Consider the following 3,561-nt stretch of genomic DNA (forward strand, 5'->3'; position numbering starts at 1 on the left):
AAACTACAAAAGTACTTCAATATTTTCTTCTTCTATTAACGCACAATTATTCATTTTCATATATAGCTGCGTTAAAACTACAACATCAGCCGCACAATATCGTTCGATTTTTGCCCTATCTTTTTCAACATGATACACATGATTCACTTGGTCGCCACTGATTTCGCTCTTACTACTCGGAATATCGAAAATTGCCGCCAACAAATCTAGTCCCGTAAAGTGCTTATAATCACCGAATTTCCAAAGGTCGAGCGTATCCAAATGATTTATTTCCCACGGTTTTTTACCTGATATTTGCAAAACCCTCGGCAAACCGATTCCATTGACCAACATTCGGCGACACAAATACGCAAAATCAAATTCTTTGCCGTTGTGAGCACAAAGCATCAAATTACTACCTGCTTTATGTTTTTCGACGATTTTCTTGAAGGCTTGCAAAACCTCTCGTTCGTCGTCGCCACCAATCATTTTTACTCGAAGCGATGGTTTATTTTCTTCATCAAACATTATTCCTCCTACACCTATGCAAAGCACCTTGCCAAATTCGGCATAGATTCCTGCTTTTTTCAAGTAAAAATCTCCGTCTGATAGGTTTTCTTCGTTGTTTAGATAGACCGCTTTTTTAAGCCAAAGTTTTTGCAGTCGCTCATCAAGTAGCTCAAAATCAGGCACTTGCGAAACCGTTTCGATGTCAATGAATAAGACATTTTTTAGGTGTTTGACAAAAGCATCATCTATCATAATCATGGGTGTTTAAATGATGGATTTCAGACTTCATTTTTTAGCAAAAGTTACATATATGTGGTGCGAACCGAGCGACGGCGGCCGACGCTCGGCCGCATCCTGTTCGCTGTTATAACGTTTTCTGACTGAATATTACAGCGAACAAAATGTTCGCACCACAAAGAACATAATCAACCAATATAAAGGCATTAGTACAATCATTAGGCCAATCGTGATGGAATCGAAAAAGACGATTCCTCTCGTGAGTTTTTTTGATATAAAAGTGGCCAACCAAATTGCAGGAAAATGCGTGATGTATCCGAGCGTGAAAAGCGGTGTTTGTGCGGGCGACAGTTTCGGGAAATTCCAGCTTAAAATCTGGTTGAGTTTTTCGGTCAAAACCTCGTTGAATCGGCGTAAAAAAACACCATCTTCGGCAGGATTCGGCAAATCTGCCTTTTGGATTGCTTCACCAAAACTTAAGTTTATTACTTTTCCATAAGTTGTAAAAGTATTGTAAGTAATAGCTACTGGAATTACTGTCAACGGAATTTCATCGCCCCACGCTTTCTGAGCCAAACGCCCCGTTCCTTTTTTGAGTGGTAAAAGTTTGGTTTGGTTAGTGCAGAGTCCTTCCGAGAAAATCAGCACCATTTCGCCTTGTTTGAAAAGTTCGATACACTTCTTGAAAGTCTCGTCATTATCCCCCAAATGCTCTTTCCCCTCTGAAAGGCGATGCACGGGCATCATAAAAAGGCTCGAAAGAGCTTTTTTGGCCAAACTTTTCTTGAAAACATCACCGCGAGCCAACGACCAAATGCGGCGGTCGAGCGTACAGCATAATAAAACCGCATCAAAAAACGAATTGGCGTGCGTAGAAGCCAACATAACCGCCCCCGATTTTGGTATATTCTCGAGGCCCGTTATTTTAATTCGTTTGATAAAAAATTTCAACAGAAACGTAACAAAAGGACGTAAGATATAATAAAGCAATTGACAAGGATGTTTAGGTGAAAGTTTTTAGTAATTCAAAAATCTGAATAAAAATCTATCCGACCAAATAGATTTTTGATTTTGGCACTTGTTTGACAATAAATTGTAGTTTTCTGCTGAATATTTCAAAAAAACCAAATTCTGTTTGGTTTTACTTGCAAGGACTGTAATTTCGTTTGTGTTTTACAACAAAACAGCTTGATTCTAAACAAAAATATGACAAATCTACAAGAAAAAATCACGGCTATCTTCCCCGAAGCTAGTCAAATTCCCGAGCAATTTCAGATTCAACCGCTTCACCAAAAAGAGTATTTGGTAGGTGGAGAAATGCGTCAGTGGGCGGGTGCTACGCAAGATGTTTATTCTCCGATTTATGTAAAAAACGGCGAAAAATTTGAAAGTGTACACATCGGAAGCTACCCGATTACCTCAGAAAAAGAAGCGATGGAAGCCCTCGAAGCAGCTTTAAAAGCTTATGATAATGGTCGAGGCGAGTGGCCAACTATGAGCGTAAGCGAGCGAATTTCGTGCATGGAGCATTTTATCAAGAAAATGTTAGAAAAGAAAACCGAAATCGTGAGTTTATTGATGTATGAAATCGGTAAATCGCTGGCCGACTCTATCAAAGAATTCGACCGAACAGTAGAATATATTTATGATACGATTGATTGTTTGAAAGACATTGACCGAAATTCTTCTCGTTTTAAAATCGAGCAAGGAATTATCGGACAAATTCGTCGTTCGCCATTTGGGGTTGTGCTATGTATGGGGCCGTTTAATTACCCTCTCAACGAAACCTACACGACGCTCATTCCTGCCATCTTGATGGGAAATACGATTCTCTTCAAGCCACCAAAACACGGTACGCTTTTGCATTACCCGATGCTCGAAGCTTTTAAAGAATGTTTCCCGAAAGGCGTTGTCAACACAATTTATGGGCGTGGAGCAAACGTTGTGCCGCCATTGATGCAAACAGGTAAAATCAATGTACTTACGCTCATTGGGTCGAGCAAAGTAGCTAATGATTTGAAAAAAATGCACCCAAAACTCAATCGTTTGAGAGCTGTTTTGGGACTTGATGCCAAAAATGCAGGTATTATCTTGAAAAATGCCGATGTAGAATTGGCTGTGAAAGAGTGTATTTTAGGTTCACTTTCATTCAATGGTCAACGTTGTACGGCCATCAAAATCATTTGGGTACACCGCTCGATTGCGAAGAAATTCTTGAATAGATTTACCGAAGAACTCGAAAAACTCAAATTCGGAATGCCGTGGGAAGCGGGCGTAAACCTAACGCCATTGCCTGAGCCAAACAAACCAGCGTATTTGGCCGAGTGTATTGCCGACGCAAAAGCCAACGGAGCAGAAGTCATGAACGAAGGTGGCGGTACGACCGTAAATTCATTTGTATATCCTGCGGTGCTTTACCCTGTCAATAGCAAAATGAAGGTTTACAGCGAAGAGCAGTTTGGCCCGATTGTACCAATTGTACCTTTTGATGATGTTGAAGAGCCGATTCAGTATATCATTGATTCGTCGCACGGACAGCAAGTGAGTATTTTTGGCACAAATGCCGACCAAATCGCTCATTTAATTGACCCGCTCGTCAATCAAGTTAGTCGTGTGAATATCAATGCTCAGTGTCAACGTGGGCCTGATACTTTCCCATTTACAGGAAGAAAAGATTCGGCCGAAGGCACACTTTCGGTAGAAGATGCTCTCAGAGCTTTCTCGATTCGTACGGTGGTAGCTACGAAAGATACTGATGCCAATAAGAAAATTTTCAATGAGATTGTCGAAGAGCATAGCTCGCACTTCCTTTCTACGAAATATGTTTTCTAAAAA

At 40.5% G+C, this 3,561-nt stretch carries 3 protein-coding genes; 1 reads left to right on the forward strand and 2 read right to left on the reverse strand.

Annotated features, from left to right (window positions below; translation table 11 throughout):
- Positions 1-3 precede the first annotated feature (3 nt).
- Both ACOVO2_RS14390 and ACOVO2_RS14395 read right to left on the reverse strand, forming a co-directional pair.
- Positions 4-747, reverse strand: a complete 744-nt coding sequence (locus ACOVO2_RS14390) for a 3'-5' exonuclease (RefSeq protein WP_421770648.1) — start codon at positions 745-747, stop codon at positions 4-6.
- Positions 748-876: 129 nt separating this feature from the next.
- Positions 877-1,716: a 1-acyl-sn-glycerol-3-phosphate acyltransferase gene (locus tag ACOVO2_RS14395; protein WP_421770649.1), complete on the reverse strand. Its 840-nt coding sequence runs from the start codon at positions 1,714-1,716 to the stop codon at positions 877-879.
- Positions 1,717-1,932: 216 nt separating this feature from the next.
- Here ACOVO2_RS14395 and ACOVO2_RS14400 point away from each other — a divergent pair, with 216 nt between their 5' ends.
- Positions 1,933-3,558, forward strand: coding sequence for an NADP-dependent glyceraldehyde-3-phosphate dehydrogenase (locus tag ACOVO2_RS14400; protein ID WP_421770650.1), 1,626 nt, complete (start codon positions 1,933-1,935; stop codon positions 3,556-3,558).
- Positions 3,559-3,561: the final 3 nt, after the last annotated feature.

It is taken from the genome of Emticicia sp., assembly GCF_049241225.1.
In the GTDB taxonomy this organism is placed as follows: Bacteria; Bacteroidota; Bacteroidia; order Cytophagales; family Spirosomataceae; genus Emticicia.

Excerpts from the sequence above, each read along its gene's own strand:
- ACOVO2_RS14400 (WP_421770650.1), top strand. The coding sequence starts at position 1,933 with ATGACAAATCTACAAGAAAAAATCACGGCTATCTTCCCCGAAGCTAGT.
- ACOVO2_RS14390 (WP_421770648.1), bottom strand. The coding sequence starts at position 747 with ATGATTATGATAGATGATGCTTTTGTCAAACACCTAAAAAATGTCTTA.